The sequence below is a fragment of the Caballeronia sp. genome, from assembly GCF_028292365.1.
GTDB lineage: Bacteria > Pseudomonadota > Gammaproteobacteria > Burkholderiales > Burkholderiaceae > Caballeronia.
This window is the reverse complement of sequence record NZ_JAQGMM010000651.1, coordinates 12739-31526: the sequence shown is the minus strand read 5'-3', so window position 1 is coordinate 31526 and position 18788 is coordinate 12739. Positions and strand designations below refer to the sequence as shown.

15 protein-coding genes are annotated in these 18788 nt (G+C 58.8%); 10 read left to right on the top strand and 5 right to left on the bottom strand.

Features of this window, described 5'->3' with window-relative positions; genetic code table 11:
• Positions 1-108 precede the first annotated feature (108 nt).
• The 3 genes from ahpC to JWR14_RS37635 all read left to right on the top strand — a co-directional run bounded on the left by ahpC (position 109) and on the right by JWR14_RS37635 (position 3143).
• Positions 109-672: an alkyl hydroperoxide reductase subunit C gene (gene ahpC, locus JWR14_RS37645; protein WP_299719775.1), complete on the top strand. Its 564-nt coding sequence runs from the start codon at positions 109-111 to the stop codon at positions 670-672.
• Between the two features lie 121 nt (positions 673-793).
• A complete protein-coding gene (gene ahpF / locus JWR14_RS37640) occupies positions 794-2395 on the top strand; it encodes an alkyl hydroperoxide reductase subunit F (RefSeq protein ID WP_299719773.1) in 1602 nt (533 codons plus the stop codon).
• A gap of 271 nt (positions 2396-2666) precedes the next feature.
• The gene (locus tag JWR14_RS37635; protein ID WP_299719771.1) at positions 2667-3143 is read left to right on the top strand and encodes a hypothetical protein; all 477 of its coding nucleotides are present in this window, start codon (positions 2667-2669) and stop codon (positions 3141-3143) included.
• 169 nt (positions 3144-3312) lie between these two features.
• Here the strand turns inward: JWR14_RS37635 and JWR14_RS37630 are convergent, their stop codons facing one another.
• Genes JWR14_RS37630 through JWR14_RS37620 form a run of 3 tightly spaced genes read right to left on the bottom strand, consistent with a single transcriptional unit; the run spans position 3313 to position 7390 of the window.
• Positions 3313-4179: a hypothetical protein gene (locus JWR14_RS37630; RefSeq protein ID WP_299719769.1), complete on the bottom strand. Its 867-nt coding sequence runs from the start codon at positions 4177-4179 to the stop codon at positions 3313-3315.
• Positions 4176-5717, bottom strand: coding sequence for a hypothetical protein (locus tag JWR14_RS37625; protein WP_299719767.1), 1542 nt, complete (start codon positions 5715-5717; stop codon positions 4176-4178). The genes JWR14_RS37630 and JWR14_RS37625 overlap by 4 nt, the downstream gene beginning before the upstream one ends.
• A 17-nt stretch (positions 5718-5734) precedes the next feature.
• On the bottom strand, positions 5735-7390 hold the full coding sequence (locus JWR14_RS37620; protein WP_299719765.1) for an OmpA family protein: 1656 nt from the start codon (positions 7388-7390) through the stop codon (positions 5735-5737).
• Positions 7391-7793: 403 nt separating this feature from the next.
• Here JWR14_RS37620 and JWR14_RS37615 point away from each other — a divergent pair, with 403 nt between their 5' ends.
• From JWR14_RS37615 to JWR14_RS37590, 6 genes are all read left to right on the top strand, one after another.
• The gene (locus tag JWR14_RS37615) at positions 7794-8870 is read left to right on the top strand and encodes an LLM class flavin-dependent oxidoreductase (protein ID WP_299719763.1); all 1077 of its coding nucleotides are present in this window, start codon (positions 7794-7796) and stop codon (positions 8868-8870) included.
• 14 nt (positions 8871-8884) lie between these two features.
• Positions 8885-9481 (top strand): cysteine dioxygenase, encoded by a 597-nt coding sequence (locus JWR14_RS37610; protein WP_299719761.1) that lies wholly within the window; start codon positions 8885-8887, stop codon positions 9479-9481.
• Positions 9478-11067 carry a rhodanese homology domain-containing protein gene (locus JWR14_RS37605; protein ID WP_299719759.1) on the top strand — a complete coding sequence of 530 codons (1590 nt, stop codon included), beginning with the start codon at positions 9478-9480 and terminating at the stop codon, positions 11065-11067. The genes JWR14_RS37610 and JWR14_RS37605 overlap by 4 nt, the downstream gene beginning before the upstream one ends.
• Before the next feature lie 131 nt (positions 11068-11198).
• Positions 11199-12134 carry an ABC transporter substrate-binding protein gene (locus JWR14_RS37600; protein ID WP_299719757.1) on the top strand — a complete coding sequence of 312 codons (936 nt, stop codon included), beginning with the start codon at positions 11199-11201 and terminating at the stop codon, positions 12132-12134.
• Between the two features lie 25 nt (positions 12135-12159).
• Entirely contained in the window at positions 12160-13392 is a 1233-nt protein-coding gene (locus JWR14_RS37595; protein ID WP_299719755.1) for an acyl-CoA dehydrogenase family protein, read from the top strand.
• Positions 13389-14507, top strand: coding sequence for an LLM class flavin-dependent oxidoreductase (locus tag JWR14_RS37590; protein ID WP_299719753.1), 1119 nt, complete (start codon positions 13389-13391; stop codon positions 14505-14507). Before JWR14_RS37595 ends, JWR14_RS37590 begins: the two co-directional genes overlap by 4 nt.
• A gap of 39 nt (positions 14508-14546) precedes the next feature.
• Here JWR14_RS37590 and JWR14_RS37585 read toward each other — a convergent pair whose 3' ends face one another.
• Both JWR14_RS37585 and JWR14_RS37580 read right to left on the bottom strand, forming a co-directional pair.
• Positions 14547-15530 carry a CobW family GTP-binding protein gene (locus JWR14_RS37585; protein WP_299719751.1) on the bottom strand — a complete coding sequence of 328 codons (984 nt, stop codon included), beginning with the start codon at positions 15528-15530 and terminating at the stop codon, positions 14547-14549.
• Entirely contained in the window at positions 15527-17134 is a 1608-nt protein-coding gene (locus tag JWR14_RS37580) for an amidohydrolase family protein (RefSeq protein ID WP_299719749.1), read from the bottom strand. The genes JWR14_RS37585 and JWR14_RS37580 overlap by 4 nt, the downstream gene beginning before the upstream one ends.
• Positions 17135-17469: 335 nt before the next feature.
• On the opposite strand from JWR14_RS37580, the gene JWR14_RS37575 reads away from it, so the two are divergent.
• A complete protein-coding gene (locus tag JWR14_RS37575) occupies positions 17470-18786 on the top strand; it encodes an MFS transporter (RefSeq protein ID WP_299719747.1) in 1317 nt (438 codons plus the stop codon).
• Positions 18787-18788 lie beyond the last annotated feature (2 nt).

The window sequence follows — 18788 nt, the reverse complement described above, 5'->3', positions numbered from 1 at the left end:
ACCACATCGACCCCATTAAATCATTCGATTTTCCATATTGGGCGCCCCCCTTCATACTTCGTTCACTTCTCCCTAACCACTTAATCACTTAACACAAGGACACGCGCAATGCCGATTATCAACAGCCAGGTCAAACCGTTCAAAGCCAACGCTTACCACAACGGCGACTTCACCACCGTGACCGATGAAAGCCTGAAGGGCAAATGGTCCGTCCTGGTGTTCTACCCGGCTGACTTCACGTTCGTTTGCCCGACCGAACTCGGCGATCTGGCCGACCGTTACGCTGAATTCAAGAAGCTCGGCGTGGAAATTTATAGCGTGTCGACTGACACCCACTTCACGCACAAGGCATGGCATGACACGTCGGACACGATCGCCAAGATCAAGTATCCGATGATTGCTGATCCGACGCTGGTGATCTCGCGCGCCTTCGACGTGCTGATCGAAGAAGAAGGTCTGGCGCTGCGTGGCACGTTCGTGATCAATCCGGAAGGCGAGATCAAGCTGTGCGAAATCCACGACAACGGCATCGGCCGTGACGCTGGCGAACTGCTGCGCAAGGTGCAGGCAGCGCAATACGTCGCAGCACACCCGGGCGAAGTGTGCCCCGCCAAGTGGACGCCGGGCGCTGAAACGCTGACGCCGTCGCTCGACCTCGTTGGCAAGATCTAAGCTGCTTCACAGCTCTAATTCCTCGCTGTAATGCGCTGTACCATCCGGGCCGTTCGCGGCCCGGATGTCTGTCAGCACGTCTTTTGCAAGCAAATCATCTTTAAACGGACTCGAAACCGCCATGCTGGAAGCCAACCTCAAGACTCAGTTGAAAGCCTATCTGGAAAAGGTCAGCCGGCCGATCGAGATCGTCGCTTCACTGGACAACTCGCCGAAATCCGTCGAGCTGCAAGGTCTGCTGCAAGAAATCGCGACGCTGTCGGACCGCATTGCGGTGATCGAAAAGCGCGACGATGCACAACGCAAGCCCTCGTTCTCCATCGGCGAACCGGGCAAACCCACGGGCATCCGTTTCGCGGGCATTCCGATGGGCCATGAATTCACGTCGCTGGTCCTGGCGCTGCTCCAGACCGGCGGGCATCCGGTCAAACTCGACGACGCGGTGATCGAACAGATCCGCGCGCTCGACGGTGACTATGAGTTTGAAACGTATATCTCGCTCTCGTGCCAGAACTGCCCGGAAGTCGTGCAGGCGCTGAACGTAATGGCCCTCATCAATCCGCGTATCCGCCAGGTCACCATCGACGGCGCGTTGTTCCAGGACGAAGTCGAGCAACGCCAGATCATGGCCGTCCCGACCGTCTACATGAACGGCGAAGTATTCGGTCAAGGCCGCACTGGCGTGAAAGAAATCCTTGCGAAGCTCGATAGCAACGCCGGCGCCCGTGCCGCGAAAGAGCTCGAAAAGAAAGGCGTATTCGATGTGCTGATCGTTGGCGGCGGACCTGCCGGCGCGGCGGCGGCCATCTACTCGGCGCGCAAGGGCATCTCGACCGGCGTGGCGGCTGAACGCTTTGGCGGACAAGTGCTGGATACACTCGCCATCGAAAACTTCGTCTCGGTGCAAGCAACTGAAGGACCGCAATTCGCAACGGCGCTTGAGCAGCACGTGAAAAGCTATGACGTCGACATCATGGACGTGCAGCGCGCCGAAGCACTCGTGCCGGGCAAGATTCACGAAGTGCGCCTCGCCAACGGCGCGGTGCTGAAAGCGAAGACGATCGTGCTTGCCACGGGTGCCCGGTGGCGCGAAATCAACGTGCCGGGCGAGAAGCAATATCGCAATCACGGCGTGGCGTATTGCCCGCATTGCGACGGCCCGCTGTTCAAGGGCAAGCGTGTTGCGGTGATCGGAGGCGGCAATTCCGGCGTTGAAGCCGCGATTGATCTGGCTGGACTGGTCAGCACGGTGACGTTGCTCGAATTCGGTACGGAGTTGCGTGCCGATGCCGTGCTCCAACGCAAGCTGCGTAGCCTCAAGAACGTGACCATCATCACGCAGGCGCAGACCACGGAAGTCACCGGCGACAGCAAGAAGGTCAACGGACTCTCGTATAAGGACCTGAGTTCGGGTGAAGCGAAACACATCGAGCTGGAAGGTGTATTCGTGCAGATCGGGCTGGTGCCGAATACGGAATGGCTCAAGGGCACGGTCGAGTTGTCGCGTCACGGCGAGATCGTGGTCGATGCGCGGGGCGCGACGTCGGTGCCGGGCGTGTTCGCGGCCGGCGACGTCACTACCGTGCCGTTCAAGCAGATCGTGATCGCGGTCGGCGAAGGGGCTAAAGCGTCGCTCAGCGCATTCGATTACCTGATCCGGAATTCGGAGACGGAAACGGAAACGGAAACGGTTGAGGCTGAAGCCGAGGAAGCGGTCGCCTGAAGCGATAGCTCGAAACGTTTTACCTTACGGATAGTTATTTAAGCGTCCGCCTGGTTGCTGCAACTGAACGCCCGATAATCACCTACCATGTTGATTACCGGGCGTTTTTTCGCCTTTTCTCCAGCTTTCATCGTGTAAAAAATACCGTTAATTATGCGGTCCATAAAAAGCCTAAAGAATTGCCTCCAGTTGCCGTTGATACCGAGAGTGAGACGCTGCTCTCACGCCAAGTGCACGCCGATGAACAAAATCATCTCGAGGTCATGACGGTATGGGAATTCTCGGAAACACCTTCAGCACGCTCTTTCGCGGCCACGGGCGATCGCAACCCGGCATGGCGCAAAAGCTCGAGCGCGCGCTTCGTCGGGAAAGCGATTTGAAACGCGAACTGACGCAATTGCGGCTCGGTACGTCATCGGATGCGCCTGGCATCGACGTCAAGATGGACCTGATGAAATTCGACGTCGCGCAGGAGAAAGCGGCGGTCGCGAGTTTGACAGCGGCGTTGCTCAGCGCGCAGGAAGACCTGGAACTCGAGAAGGCGAACCGGTCGGCAGCCGTTCATCTGTTGAAGAAACACGGCGTGATCGATGGCGTGGCGTATGCGAGTTTCACGCGCGAGCAACGGGTCGAGTTGATCGCCGTGGCAATGGATGAGGTGGCGGGGAGAGAGATGACCAGCCGGTGGCGGGCACGTTCGCCGGCTAGCGCGAAGTCGGGGTCGTCGGGGAAGAGTAAGGGGGAGTAAGGGCTACGTAGTGGTGGGTGGGCGACTGTCCAGATGGGAGAGCTTCTTGGAGCAGCGTACCTCTGCTCCACCAGAGTTGTTGCGGTTGTTGGCTTGAAACGGAGGGCTGGCCACGAACCACTAGGACGCTCCTCGTGAACAGCCTCCCCGGTACCACCATCTGATCGTCCTACTTCGTTCCCACCGCGCCGAGCAAGGCGGGCTCACCAAACTCGACCAGGTTAGCGTTCGACTGTTTAAAGTACTCGCTCCAAAACTGTTTTAAGGCAGCCATGGTTAGCGGGTCGCGGTAAACCTTTGTCTTCTTTACGTCCTCTGTCAGAAGGCCTGCGCCAAGAACGTACACTCGGGCCCCGCCAAAGTCTGCAATCAACCCCGCCGCTGTCGCTTTCTTGAGTTCGGCAGCCGCATCAATCCTACGCACCGCATTGCGTGAATAGAAGCTCGATATGGATGAGTTCTCGAGCATGTCAGACGCGAGGAACAGGACTTTGTCCGACGCGGGCGACGTCCTGATCTTGTCGCTTATGTCCTTCAACGCGGCAAGGATATCTGACTTCGCCAGATCGTTCGTTGCACCGGCTTCTATCTGCTGGATCGTTGCGACTATCGATTTCTTGGCGAATGCAGTCTGACCTCCCATGCAAGCATCAAAACTTCGTAGAGCCCGCTCGCTCACGTCATCCCGGTTCTTCTCGGGGAACTGTGCCTCGACCACGCCGCGGGTGACAACCTCCGTATATCGCCCCTGCGAAAATGCCGAAAAATCAAGCACCGTGTAAGCACTTGCCGGACGCACCGACCTAAGTGCGTTATCGACAATCTGCGCACGCAGACGGTCGTCAAATACCGTGGTTTGATCGATTGCCAGGAAAAACTCTTGATCGAGCCTCGTAGTCGGGACCTTGAAATGATTTGCCAGATAGCAACTGGGAACGTCGTTCACCACTCCGGCTGAGACAGCATCTGCACAGAGACCGAAGACCACGGCGACGAAAAGGTAAGCGACACGTTTTGACATTGCGTTCTTGCTCATGCTCTAAAGAGATCGTCCAGCTCGTTGTGGAGAGTCGCCTTGTTTTGCTCGGCGCGTTCTTTGCGCAGCTTCAATTCCTCGACCACCTTCGTACGAATCGGTGCATCGAGCTGCAAGACGAGCTGTTTCTTCCGATTGACATCGGACGTGGCTTCGATTTCAGACACAATTGCATCGAGGTCACCCAGAGAATCGTCGGTCAGGTTATTCGCCGGTTCGGCAAGGGGAGCGATTGCAGCGGCATGAGCTGCCGACGCAGGGTTCAACACAGCTGTGTCGCGTGAAGCCGTTTCAGTTAGCCCGGCGATGTTGGAAACGGTAATGGCAACCGGCGGAGCCCCATCCAGGTCGGCCAGTTGGCGCTGTTCAATGACGTAATCGCGAAACGTCTTTGAGAACGATTTCCCAGCTATGTCCGCATGCTCAGCCATTGCTTTTTGAAGATTTTCAAGTTGCGACTGCGCGATGGATCGAAAGGGTGCGTAGTAGTTGTTGTAGTCTTCGAACGTCTTGAAACCCTTCGTTGTCTTCCACGCGGCGAGGCTTTCACGCCCGCCGAATCCCCACGCGAATCCCCCGAATATGCCCACGATTTGCGTCACAACAAAGATAACGCCGAGTGTGATAAAAGCGGCCGCACCTTCGCTTCGTGTCGACGAACTCTCTTCAGCCTTGGCGCGATCGTCCGCTGCTTTTTGACTCGAAGAGAGTTCGGCGGGAATCACTGGCGCGGTCGCGAACGGATTCCCCGCATCGACACCCTGGCTTGTCCCCATCGCTTCGCGCGTTTGTTCCGCATTCAAATTGCTCCATCGCATCCACGTCGACGTGCCCGCGATAACGATGATGACTGCAATAGTCAGCCCAACCATAAAGTAGCTATGGTCTGTTCCGACGCGATTTGCGGTTTGCGTGTAGTCCGGCTCCGCGTTATCAACAGACTGATCGTCATCTAGTTTCACCTTTCGGCTCGAAAAGCGCGGCTGTGAATTGTCTTGCTTCCATTGCTTGCGGCAACGCGCGACGAGATTCGACCGGTACAGCTGGTGTCCAGCGACGTGCGTCAGGAAGACCATGATCACGCACAATACGAAGACGATTGCGAGCATCAGCAACGTATGTGTGTTCGCGCTGCCATCTCTTGCCATCCAGCTTCCCAGCAGATAGGAGAACCCGAGGCCCTCCGCGATAACCAGCACCGACAGCAACGTAAGCAACCAGAGCGGGGTGGGTGAGCGGCCGCTGTCATCTGACTTGGCGAGGTACTCGTTACGCTTACTGAATTCGGCCTTCGACAAGTAAGAGATGAACTTGTTGTAGTCGCCACAAAGCGTGCGCTCCGAGTCAGTCCAACCGCTTCGGTCGTGGACACCGTTGCGCGCTAGCCGTGCCGTTTTTCCAAGTATCGGAAACGTGTATTTCCAGTGATTCAACCAGAACTCAAGCGTTGAACGAAATGAAAATGCACCGATTGCGAGCAAAACTGCCACCACGCATCCCACGAGCCAGCTTAGATTTGCCTGAATAAATTCCATCATGAGTTACCGCCGTCCTCTTAAGTTCGTGCAATGGTTGGCACGTAATTCACTGTGAAATACTTCCCGCCTTTTCCGCGCACCAGTTCGCCCGATGACGCCCGGCCTTTGGAGAAGAGAATGTCGGCGCAGTCGAAGACACCTGCCTGCTTGACGAACACGCGATAGAGGACTCCCTCCTTCACTGCATATGCATTGACGTCAGGTGTCAATCGCAGTTGCGGTGGCCCGGAAAGTCCGCCGTTTCGTTCGTAGTCTTTCCAGACGATCAACGTCGGCTTTGCGCCAGGTGCAGTTCCATTCTTGAGAACCGATACGTCCTTTAACGCGAGATACTGTCCGTTCAAGGCGGCACCCCAGCTGCTGCCGTACAGATTTTGCAAATGATCACGAACCGGGACCGCTTGATCGTTCGCGACTGATTTGATCGACTTTGATATCCGCGGCCGGTCGTTCAGGCAGCTCTTTGAAACGGGGACTTCGTCGGCCACAGCTGATGAAAAGAAAAACGACGATGTTTGCGCCGGTATCATCGCGAACTGAAGTCCGAGGGAAGTCGGGTTCGCTTCGGTCCAGCCGAAATCAATACCGTCCATTGCGCTCCCCGTTGTGATGCTGGAGCTCGGATTGGAATCCGCTGGCGCCGCGCCATTGCTGGATGCATTAGCAGCCGACTCTGTCGCCTTTGGAACAGCACGCACGCTGGCGGGTTTTGATCGGGGAGTTGCGGGCTTGACGGAAGCGACCACACTGCCAGGCTCCGAGGCTTCCTGAGCGGATGCGGCTCGATAGTACTGATACTTTGGCTGCCGGCTGTCAACGTAGCTATCGAGGATGTCAGGCCGCGCCCCGGTCAGGTCGACGATCTCCACCCGGCGGTTTGCAGCGCGCCCTTCCGCTGTGTGATTATCCGCGACCGGTAGTGTTTCCCCTGCACCCTGATAGAACACGTTCTGGGCAGCGATTCCATGCAACGAAAACAACTGGGCAACAGCTCGTGCGCGCCGCTCGGACAGGTCGGCGTTCAGTGAAGAGCTGCCGGTGTCGTCAGTGTGACCGATCAGTAAAATCTTGGCGTTCGCGGCTGCCGCCTGATCTGCCTGTCCGGAGGCTTGGGAGACGCGAACCGACGTGCGGTATTGCTCAGCAACTTCACCGAAATAAATCTTGGCTTCGGGCGTCAAGTTGGCCGATCCGGTTTCAAACTGTGCGTGGCTCGGCGCGTCGACAAGCGTAAATGTCGTGCCGACCTGTTCTGTCTTGCCTGTTTCCGGAACCTTTGCTTCCAGTGTCTGCGACGAATAAACCAGATTGTGCTTTTGAGCGATTTTTGAGAGCGCACATCGACGGTTATCCAACGCGTGTCCCACCATGCCGCCAGCTAGTCCACCAGCAGCCGCGCCAATTGCAGCACCAGCCACCTTGTTTTTGTTAGCGACGACCGCTCCCAGAATGGCGCCGAGTCCCACCCCGACGGCGACGCCGATATTCCTGCTGTTATTCGCGCAAGGGTCAGGATCGGCAAAAGTACTTTCAAATACGTTAAGGTCATTGCCGGAATGGTTGAGTTCGTCACCACCGCCGGATTGCTGCATTCCCGGACCTGCGCAGCCGGAAATGGCAAAAACAGTCGCAGTGGCCAGCCAAATCGATTTGGCTCCTCTTATATCTTTCATTAACAACCCCTCGGACATCGTTTATTTATTTTTGGAGAATGCGGATCGATGTCACTTGAAGAACCAACACGCTTATCGTCGTGCTGTGTCCTTCACATCAATTAGCCGGTGCCATCAACGTTAACGGCAAAGAGCGAATAAACCTTAACGTCAATTTGAAAAACAGTTCACTGCGATAGCAAGAGCGCCAATGGTTTATGCGGATTTTGTGTGTCGAGTCCACTTACACGCGCCTTCCGCTCTAATCCCCCACGCGCCCATTCACCCCCACCCCATATCTTTAGCTCGTTTTGATATTTAAGATCTGCGTCAGCCGATGTTAGCCTTTGAATCTATCGGCAGCGTCATGAAGCGTCTCTTCACGCACTGCTCAACAGTGTGAGTTAAACGAGGAGCGTCTTTCGTGAGCGTCGAATTCATCGGCATGATCCAGCAGCAAAAAGTGTCGGAAACGCATCTGGCGCGCGGCCCGGCAATCGATATCGACTACCTCCGCGACTTCGCCCAGGCGCACGAAAAAGCCGGCTTCGACCGCATTCTCGTGCCCTATCAGTCGACCAGCCCCGACGCCATGCTGACCGTCGCCTACGCGGCCGGCGTCACGCAGCGCATCCACTTCATGCTCGCGCATCGCCCCGGATTCGTCGCGCCGACCCTGGCCGCACGCCAGCTCGCCACGCTCGATCAGCTCAGCGGTGGCCGCCTCGCGGTCCACTTCATCTCGGGCGGCAGCGATGTCGAGCAACGCCGCGATGGTGACTTTCTCTCGCACGACGAACGCTACGCCCGCACCGACGAATACCTGCAAATCCTGCGACGCGTGTGGACCGAACCCGAACCCTTCGATCACGAAGGCCGCTATTACCGCTTCGAAAAAGCCTTCTCTGAAGTAAAACCCAAGCAAGCCCCGTATGTACCGATCTATTTCGGCGGTGCATCGGCCCCGGCTATCGAGGTCGCGGGCAAACATGCGGACGTCTATGCGCTGTGGGGCGAATCGAAAGAACAGGTGCGCGAACAGGTCACCCGAGTTCGCGCAGAAGCAGCCAAACATGGCCGCAACGTGCGCTTCTCCGTGTCGTTCCGGCCAATTCTTGCAGCAACGGAAAAGGCCGCGTGGGAACGCGCTGAACATATTCTTGCTGAAACGCGGCGGCTGCGTGCGTTGCAAGGTCTTGGTGAAGCAACCCCGCAGCAAAGCGAAGGCGCGCGCCGCTTGCTCGCCGCAGCGGGTGACAGCGTGCGTGCAGACGATCGCCTGTGGACCGGCGTGGCAAAGGAAATTGGCGGCCGGTCGAATTCAACGGCGCTCGTTGGCACTCCGGATCAAGTGGCACAAACATTGGCCGAATATCACGCGCTCGGCGTAACCACGTTCCTGATTCGCGGCTTCGATCCGCTGGAAGACGCGCTCGATTATGGCCGCGAGCTGATCCCGGCCACGCGTGAACTGACATCGCAAATTGCACACGCGGCGTAACGCTACAGTCAGCGATGAGCCATGAAAAACTGCGCGGATTTGTCAGCGAGATTGCGCAACTCGTCGATTCAAATTTACCTGAAGCGCACCTGCTTGAAAAAGGGGCCGTTGCGCTCGGCAAGCTGATAGCCGAAGACGATTGGCTGCCCGATACCTACGCGCAACCGTCGCCTGATCGCTATCAGCAATTCCTGCTTTATACCGATGCCCGTCAACGTTTCTCGGTCGTCAGCTTCGTGTGGGGACCGGGTCAGCAAACGCCCGTCCACAATCACACGGTGTGGGGTCTCGTCGGCATATTGCGCGGCGCGGAAGGCGCACGCTCGTATGCACGCAACGACGACGGAGCGCTCGTTACATTGGGCGAAGACCAGTTGCTCGAACGAGGCGCTGTGGCTGCGGTGTCACCCTCCATCGGCGATATTCATCGCGTAAGCAATGCGTTCGACGACCGTGTGTCCATCAGCATTCATGTGTACGGTGCGAACATCGGCGGTATCTCGCGGCACGTCTATCCCGCTGACGGTCCGCCAAAGCCCTTCATCTCCGGCTATACGAACGACACGCTCCCCAACCTCTGGAACCTTTCGAAGGAACGACTCGACTCATGAGCGCCATCTCCCAGCGCAGCTTCAACGACGTGCGCGACGCCCTGCTTTCAAAGCGCGAAATAGCCTTCCTCGATGTCCGCGAAGAGGATCCGCACGCGCAACGTCATCCCTTGTTTGCTGCGAACGTGTCGTTGTCCAAGATTGAATTTGACGCCTTCACGAAGCTGCCGCGCAAGAGCGTGCCGATCGTTCTGCTCGATGACGGCGAAGGTCTAGCGGAACGTGCCGCGCGCAAGTTCGAAGAACTCGGGTATACCGATGTTGCGTTGTTCGAAGGCGGTCTGAAAGGCTGGGAACGCGCAGGCGGCGAAGTGTTCCGTGATGTCAACGTGCCCAGCAAGGCGTTCGGCGAGTTCGTGGAAGCGAAGCGGCATACGCCGGCGTTATCGGCTGAAGCAGTCGACGCATTGCTGAAAAGCGGCGAGGACGTAGTCGTGCTGGACGCACGCCGCTACGACGAATATCAGACGATGAACATCCCGGGCAGTATCAGCGTGCCGGGCGCCGAACTCGTGTTGCGTGCCCGTGCGCTCGCGCCCGATCCCAAGACACGCGTGATCGTGAATTGCGCGGGGCGCACGCGCAGCATCATCGGCACGCAGTCGCTGGTGAATGCCGGCCTTCCGAACCCGGTGGCGGCGTTGCGCAACGGCACGATCGGCTGGCTGCTCGCAGGGCAGTCGCTTGCGCATGGCAGCGCGCGGCAGTTCGCCACCGACGACGGCCGCACCGACGCCGCTTCCCGCGAAGCGGCCCGGGCCGTGGCCGATCGCGCGGGCGTGAAACGCACGACGTTCGCAGAGGCGAAGCGCTGGGCAGACGATGCGAACCGCACGACGTATCGCTTCGATGTCCGCACGCCGGCCGAATACGAGCACGCCCATGCAGCGGGTTTTCAAGGCGCGCCGGGCGGGCAGCTCGTGCAGGAAACGGAGATGTTCGCACCGGTCCGAGGCGCTCGCGTGGTCCTCTTCGACGACGACGGCGTGCGCGCCAACATGTCGGCATCATGGCTTGCGCAGATGAACATCGACGTCTATGTAATCGACGATGCAACGAGCGCCGACCTGACCGAACAAGTCCCGTGGCGCGCTGCAAAACCGCTGCCCGCCCCCACGCCTACGATCACCGCGAATGAACTCGCCGCGCTACTCGATAATCCCGCGAGCCAGACCATCGTGCTCGACTTCACGGCAAGCGCCAACCATGTGAAGGGACACATTCCCGGCGCATGGTGGACCGTGCGCTCGCGGCTGGCGCTCGACTTGCCCGCGTTGCCGGACGCAAAGCAATACGTGGTCACGTGCGGATCGAGCGCGCTTGCTGCGTTCGCCGGACCGGACGTGGCGGCGCTTACATCAAAGCCTGTCCTGTTGCTCGAAGGCGGTACCGCTGCATGGATTGCGGCAGGCCTGCCGCTTGCGAAAGGCGAGACCCATTTGGCGTCGCCGAGGATCGATCGGTATCGGCGTCCGTATGAAGGCACCGACGCTCCGCACGAAGCGATGAACGCGTACCTTGAGTGGGAGTACGGGCTCGTCGCGCAACTCGAACGTGACGGCACGCATGGCTTCTTCGTGATCTGAAATAGCTGGAGTGACGTGGCGCGGTTCAAGCCGCGTCATTCCAATTTAGGCGCTTAGCAAAGCAGAACAATGCGTTTGTCTAATGCCGCGGCGGACCGTATCGTTAATGCTTTTTCCTGCATGGAAGATTCATGAAACGACTCAGCCTCCTGTTGATCGCCGCGCTTGCCTCATTCACCGCGCTGCATCCTCTGACTTCGGTAGCCGAACCCGTTCTGAAGGTCGGCGACCAGCAGTTGCAGACACGCGGCGTTCTCGAAGCATCCGGCCAGTTGAAAGACGTGCCGTACCAGATCGAGTGGTTCAACTTCCCCGCCGCGCAACCGCTCGGTGAGGCCTTGAATGCAGGCGCAATCGATATAGGCGGTCTCGGCGATGCCCCACTGATCTTCGCTTACGCCGCCGGCGCACGCGTACGCGCGGTAGCGGCAACCCGCTCCCAACCCGTCGACCTCGCGATCCTCGTGCCGGCCGGCTCCCCCATCAAAAGTGCAGCCGATCTGAAGGGCAAACGAATTGCGACCACGCGCGGTTCCATCGGCCATTTTCTGGCCATCGCGACGCTCGAACGCGCGGGCATCAAGCTCTCTGACGTGACGCTTGCGTTCATGCAACCCGCCGATGCGAAGTCAGCGCTCGAATCGGGCAACGTCGATGCGTGGTCCACGTGGGACCCGTATGTCGCGCTCGGTGAATTGCGCGATAACAATCGCAGCATCGCGAATGGTGTGGGCCTTTCATCGGGACTGAGCTTTCAGGCGGCTACCGATGAATCGATCAAGACCAAACGCGCGCAAATAGATGACTTCGTGCGGCGCGTAGCGGCCGGTCAACAATGGGCGTTATCGCATCCCGACGAGGTCGCGGCTATCCAGTCACGCGTCACGCACCTGCCCGCCGATGTGCTGAAGGTGGTGTATCAGCGAGCGCAGTTGAAGCCGATCACGATCGACAGCAAGGTGATCGCCGAACAGCAACGCACCGCCGATCTCTACGTTCGCGCCGGCGTGATCAAGACAACGCTCGACGTCACGCCAAGTTTCGACGCCCAGTTCACAGCGCATTAACACTCGTCAACTAACGGACTTTCCGATGAACGTACGGCATCCGCCCACAGCGCTGCGAGACCCGATTGCGCTCAACGCCCTCGCCGATCTCGACAGCACTGCCGCCGATCAATGGCTCGCCGCGCTCACTCAGGATTTCGCTGCGAGCGCTGGCTTGCTGGATCGTGACGCAATCTTTCCCCACGACAACCTCGCGCGTTTGCGAAGCGCTGGCTTGCTCGCGCTGACGGTGCCGCAAGCGCTCGGCGGCAGGCAGGCGACATTGCCGCAAGTACTCAAAGTAGTGCGTGCGATTGCGCGTGGCGAGCCGTCGACGGCGCTGATCCTCGTGATGCAATGTCTTTACCATCTGCGCCTGCAGGCCAACCCGAACTGGCCGCAAGCGTTGAAGGAACAAGTCGCCCGCGATGCGGTAGAAAACGGCGCGCTCATCAACTCGCTGCGCGTGGAGCCGGAGTTAGGCTCGCCCTCGCGCGGTGGTTTGCCCGGCACGATCGGGCGCCTGACCGATAACGGCGAGGCGTGGATCCTCAACGGCAGCAAGATCTATTCGACGGGCAGCCCGGGCCTGACTTGGTTCGCTGTTTGGGGCCGCACGGACGAAAGCCCGCCTCGCGTGGGAACATTCCTGGTGCATCGCGATACGATTGGCATTCGGTTCGGCGAACCGTGGAATCACCTCGGCATGCGCGCAACCGGCAGTCACGAGGTGATCTTCGAGAACGTGCGTGTTCCTGCTGCTCACGCAGTCGATTTCAACTCTCCCGAGATCGCCGCGAGCGGCATGGACCCGCTCACCACGCTGTGGATGAACGTGCTGCTTTCATCGATCTACGACGCCGTCGCCCAGTCTGCCCGCGACTGGTTTGCATCGTGGGCCTCTGACCGCAAACCCGCCAACCTCGGTGCACCGCTGTCGAGCTTGGGCAGTTTCCAGCAGACGCTTGGTCGTATCGACGCGTTGCTGCTCAACAACCGCGTGCTGCTGGACGCGGGCTCGAAGGGCAACATTCCGCTGCATGAAGCACCCGCCATCAAGTATCTCGTGACGCAAAACGCGATCGCCGCCGTTGAACTCGCCGTTGAGGCCAGCGGCAATCCGGGGCTAAGCCGCAACAACCCACTCGAACGCCATCATCGCGACGTGCTGTGCTCGCGCATTCATACGCCGCAAAACGACGCGCTGCTTAGCGCATTCGGGCGCACCGGTTTCGCCACGCTTCAAGCTAGACAATCTCTTAAGGGAGCACCACTATGAGCGTTGAATTCATCGGCTATGTGAGCCATCAGGAATCAAGCGAAATCCACTTGCCGCAAGGACCCGCGGTCAATCCGCCGTACATTGCGGCGGTCGCGCAAGCGCATGAATATGGTGGTTTCGACCGCGTGCTGATCGCTCATTCAAGTGCGTCGCCGGACGGCTTCCAGATCGCGTCGTTCGTGGCGCAACAAACGAAGCGTTTGGGCATCCTGCTTGCGCATCGGCCGGGGTTTGTCGCGCCGACGCTCGCCGCCCGTCAACTCGCCACGCTCGATCACTTCAGCGCAGGCCGCACCGCCGTCCACATCATCTCCGGCGGCGACAATACCGAGCAGCAACGCGACGGCGATTTCCTCGAGCATGACGACCGCTACAAGCGCACCGATGAATATCTCGACGTCGTTAAACGCTCATGGACCAGCGAAACACCGTTTGATCATGAGGGCACGTTCTATCGGGTGAAGGGTCACCGGTCGCTCGTTCGTCCCGTGCAGAAGCCGCATCTGCCGGTGTATTTCGGCGGTTCGTCGGAAGCGGCAATCCAGGTCGCGGGCAAGCATGCCGACGTTTTTGCGCTGTGGGGCGAGTCGCTGGCCCAGGTCGCTGAGACCATCGCCCGGGTGCGCGCAGCCGCCAGACCGTATGGGCGTGAGAACGCTATTCGCTTCAGCCTTTCGCTGCGCCCGATCATCGCTTCGACGGAAGATGCCGCCTGGGCACGTGCGGAATCGATCCTCGCACGCGCTACTGAGGTGGTAAAAAGCAATCCTAACTTTACGCGTCGCCCGACAGAACCCAAGAACGTCGGTGCGCAACGTCTGCTTGCCGAAGCCGCTAAAGGCACCGTAGTGGACAAGCGTCTGTGGACCGGCATCACCGCGCTGACAAAAGCGGCCGGCAACTCCACGTCGCTCGTCGGCACGCCCGAGCAAGTGACGGAAGCGTTGATCGAGTATTACCGCCTGGGCATCTCGACGTTCCTGATCCGGGGCTTCGATCCGCTGGAAGATGCATTAGGTTATGGGCGCGATCTGTTGCCGCTGGTGCACGCGGCAGTTGCACAGGCAGACAGCAAAACGAGCAGGAATGAACTCGAAGCAGTTCAAGCCTGAACGATATGGGGCAACGTGAACGGTGCTGACATCGGGCGGTTACCGTTGCAGCGCCGTCCACGCAACCCCGCACGCGCCATCGACCTGTTGCAATTCCACCATCGCACAGTCGCGAACAATAAACACTGCTGCAAGGTCGTCAAACGCCGTCGTCGCAAGACGTCTGGGTGCGGCGAATGTCGTCCCTACGCTCTGAAGCAAAACGCGATCGGCGCCATGAGGGCCGGCAACGATCGCCTTCATGCGCAGCAGTCGATCGCCCGTCGTGCCGGCTATATTTTCGAGCCATTCGAGAACATCTTCCCAGTTTGGTTTCCGGGTGAATCGCGCACGGAACACGCGCACGCGAGGATGGAGCAAGGTCTCCCCGACGAGCGTCGGTGCGGTGCCCACGAGTTGCGGTATTGCTGACGTATCGACCTCCGCAAAAGCCTCACGCGCCCGGATCGCTGCCGCAAATTCGTCGACAATACGAGCCATCGGGTTGACGCCCGCGACTACACTACGCGCCTGCGCGCGTCGTTCAGGACTGACAAGATCGATCTTGGTCAGCACCACCGTATGCGCGGCAGCAAGCTGCGCGGAGACATCTTCGAAATCGTGGTCGAGCGGTGGGCGGCTACAGTCGTAAGTACCAACAATATGCAGCCGAAAACGCAACGTGGCGAGTTGTTCCAGTGAACGCATAACCGCCCCCGGACGTGACAACCCACTGCATTCCAGAACGATGCGCTCGAATGGCTCTTGCCCTTCCTCCGCGCGCAAAGCGACCAGCTCTTCAACTGTCGTCACCAGATCACTTGTCAACGAACAACATACGCAACCGTTGCTGAGAGTTGCCATCGTCATGCCGCGGGCCGACTCCGAAAGAACCGCCCCATCGATGTTGATCGCACCCACTTCGTTCACGATGACCGCCGTCGATGCACCGTTGCCCAAGTCGAGCAACGCTTCGAGTAACGATGTCTTGCCACTCCCCAAAATACCGGCGAGGACGACAAATTGCGTCGAGGCGGTATTCACACCTTTTGTCCGAACGGAGTCTCGCCCTCGGGCCACGTGGCTGACACCATCCCGCGCACATCAGCGAGCAGCTCCTCGGCGTCGAACACCACACCGCCCTTGATGGTCAGTTCAATCGACCGCTTTTGTTCCAAAGAGCGCAACTCGTCGTTCAACCGCAAGGCGCCAGTTCCATAAAGCAGCTTGAAATCGGCCAAAGGGTTCTGGTCATGCACGAGGATGTCCGCACAGCGACCCACTTCGAGCGCGCCGGTCTCGTCTTCTATGCCAAGTAACTCGGCAGATTGCGCCGTCGCCGCGTGCAGCACTTCCAGCGGCGAGAATCCTGCTTCCTGAAACAGCTCGAGTTCCCGGACATAACCAAATCCGTAGATCTGAAACATGAACCCGGAGTCGCTGCCCGGACATACACGGCCGCCCCTGTTCTTGTACTCATTGAGGAACTGCATCAGGATATGAAAACTCTCGCGCCACTCGACTTCGTTCGTGACCGACCAGCGATAGAAATACGCCCCGTGGCCGCCACGTTGCGGCTGGAAATACTTCCACGTGGTGTTATCCGTATACGCGTCATGCCATTCGGCCCTGCGCGCACGCATGAGATCCCGGTTGCCGTCATACACGTTCATCGTAGGGACAAAGGTATGACCGACTGCGAGAAACGCATCCAGCACGTCATTCCACTTCTGACTGCCCGGCTTTGCCGCCTGGAGGAAGGTTTGACCGGCAGTGGAGAATCTCAGGTATTCATCGTTGTAGTTGTAGTCGTCGCCAATCGTTTGCAGCGTCCTGCCCTCGAAGAGCGCCTCCGGCAAGCCGTACGCGTGCTCGGTGCTTGTCAGCCCCCATTGCGCCGTCTTGAGCGCGTTCATACGGCCCACCGAAAGCTGCGCATGATGGCAACACGTACGGAGTCCCAACAGCTTGCACTCGTCCAGAGCTGCTTGCATGATGGCCGGCGGTGCGCCGAAAAACTTCACGCCCTTTGCGCCTCGCTCGCTGACTCGTCTCAGCCACTGCCGACCTTCTTCAGGACTGTAGATCGTCTTGAGGTAGTCGTTGACAGCAGGAAAGTAGACGTACGGGTACAAATGCGGCGCCGCGATGCGGTTCTCATCCGCCGCGGCCTTCTGCTCACAGGTCCATTCAAGACCGTTCATGCAGCCCGCTTCGCGCACTGAGGTCACACCGTGTGCAAGCCAAAGTTTGTACACATAGTCCGCCGGCATCATCTCGCCGTTTTCCGCATGAAACGGGGTGCCGATATGCGCGTGACAGTCGATGAATCCCGGTGTCACGAACTTACCGGAGCAGTCGATCTCGTGATCACCTGCGGCTGGCCTGCGCTGCTCGTTGATTGGAAGGCCGGGCACGCCTACGGCTGCAATTTCCGTGATCCGGTCGCCTTCGATGACGATATCGGCCGGTCCCCAAGGAGGCGCCCCAGTGCCGTCGAGAACCGTTGCTCCGCGCAGGACCAGCCTGCGAAACGGACCGTCGCCGCGATCTCGCGACGAGGAGCGACGAACCTGGCCAAGCCCCTTCCTTGCAAAGCCCGCGACCATTTCCTCGCCTACTTCAATGGTGATGTTTGGCGTCGTCATTGTTCCCCCCCGGTTTCCGCCACGCCCACAACCAGTCCGATCCTGATCGCCGCGAGCGCTGATTGATGAATGCCATGTCAGAAGACTTTCGTCCCGGGCACAGGGTAGAAAATCAAAAAGATAGGAGATACCTATCAAACATATGAAACGCACAAGAAAAATTCCTTTTTTCTGGCGCTTATTCTATGTTTGATACAAATTCAACCGTGTTCATTACGATGTTTTGAGGGTAGTTGTGCGAATTGTGGCTGAGTCCAATGACTAACAGGGAGCGCACGGACAGCAGGTGCGTTCAACCTCATGGACGAAGTCAAACGCATGCATCAGGAGTGGAGATGAACACGGTAGATTTGACGGCAAGCTACGACGAAGACCGGACGATCCGGCGACGCGCCATTGTCGCGACGGTACTGGGCAATGGCTTCGAATGGTTCGACTTCATGGTGTACGGTTTTTTTGCCATCACCATCGCCAAGCTTTTTTTCCCTACCGGAAACGACCTGAGTTCGTTGATGCTCTCGGTTGCGACCTTCGGCGTTGGCTTTCTGGTCCGCCCGTTCGGTGGCATTTTGATCGGCATTTACGCGGACCGGGCCGGTCGAAAGGCGGCACTGTCACTGACCATTTTATTGATGTGCGCGGGCACCGCGCTGATCGGCCTTGCCCCCACCTACTCGCAGATTGGCGTCGCGGCGCCTTGCCTGATTGTGATTGCACGGCTGCTCCAGGGATTTTCCGCCGGCGGGGAAATGGGCACGGCGACCGCGTTCCTGACCGAACATGCGCCGAAAGGGAAGAAGGCTTATTACTCCAGCTGGATCCAGACGAGCATTGGCTTCGCCGTGCTGCTCGGGGCATGTTTCGGCACGGGTATCACGTTAGGACTCTCGGCACAGGACGTTGAAAGCTGGGGTTGGAGAATTCCGTTTCTCTCCGGTTTGCTGATCGGCCCGATCGGTTTCTTCATCCGCCGAAACCTCGCGGAAACGCCGGTCTTTCTGAACGCCACCGACAAGTCCAAGACGCCGCTTGCCGATGTTCTGCGTGACTATCCACGGCAGACGTTCGCGAGCTTCGCGATGGTCGTGCTGTGGACCGTGTGCATCTACGTCATCCTCTTCTACATGCCGACGTTCTCGGTCAAGGTGCTCAAGCTGCAGCAGTCCGCCTCCTTCATTGCAGCCATGGTGGGTGGCGTGGTGATTACGGTTTGCTCGCCGATCACGGGCTGGTGGTCCGACAAGATCGGCCGGAAATGGCTCCTGGCATGTTCAGCCGCCGCCATGCTTGTGCTCGCATGGCCGATGTTCGCGATGATCGTGTCATCCCCGTCGCTTGCCACGCTATGCATTTTCCAGGCCGTATTTGGCGTGCTGATTGCCATCTACACAGGCCCGATTCTCGCTGCGCTGTCCGAAACGTTTCCGACGAAAGTATTGTCTACCGGCTTGTCAGTCGCGTACAACCTCGCTGTCATGACATTTGGCGGATTCGCCTCGCTGATCCTGACCTGGCTGATCAGCAAGACCGGCACGGCCATGGCGCCCGCCTTCTATGTGATGTTCGCGGCGGCTTTCAGTTTGCTCGGCGTATTGTTGGGCTACCGCCAACCCATCGCGAGCAGATCACCTGACATTGCTGTGCCCTGCTAGCG